The organism is Kistimonas scapharcae (assembly GCF_039540975.1).
In the GTDB taxonomy this organism is placed as follows: Bacteria; Pseudomonadota; Gammaproteobacteria; order Pseudomonadales; family Endozoicomonadaceae; genus Kistimonas; species Kistimonas scapharcae.
Genome location: NZ_BAABFL010000029.1, coordinates 1 through 606 on the forward strand (window position 1 = coordinate 1; position 606 = coordinate 606).

1 pseudogene is annotated in these 606 nt (G+C 46.4%); it reads left to right on the forward strand.

From position 1 onward, the window contains the following. A pseudogene (locus ABD892_RS02320) lies at positions 1-263 on the forward strand (transposase); the annotation flags it as partial. Between the last annotated feature and the right edge of the window lie 343 nt (positions 264-606).

Here is a 606-nt window from a genome sequence, read left to right on the forward strand (position 1 = left end):
CGAATAAACATCTCGGGGATCATACCTGTTGTGTTGTCAGTGATGGACTCGGCGCATTCACGGGAATAGTCGACGCTGGACATTCACATACTGCAGTAGTGACAGGAGGTGGTCATGAATCGATGGCCAATGAGTTGTTTACGTGGGTCAACACCATGATCGGGAACGTCAAAAACTCCCTGAGAGGCAGTTACCACAATATTAGCCCCAGGCATCTGCCACGATACCTTGCAGAATACTGTTATCGATTTAACCGGCGCTTTGATTTNAGCAAGGCTTCTCAAGCTGGCTGAGCCACAGTGGTAATCAGGATTGTTTTTATAGTCGGCCTATTAGCAATACCTATAAATGATTATTTATGGACGAATCACAGTGAGTTTATGGCTAAGTCTATATTGCCCACAGCTGGTCTCGTTTTTGGGTTTGGGGTTCTAAATTCATTAGGACTAGGCATGTGTGTATATGCTTTCCATCGCAGAGGCAAAAATGCATAACAAGGCGCTCGTGTGGGACGTGAACCTCCCCCGTGCATATTCTGGTTTACTTGAACACCGATTCTGGTCTACTTGAACACCCCCGTCACCTTACGTATTGGCGAGCCTGATT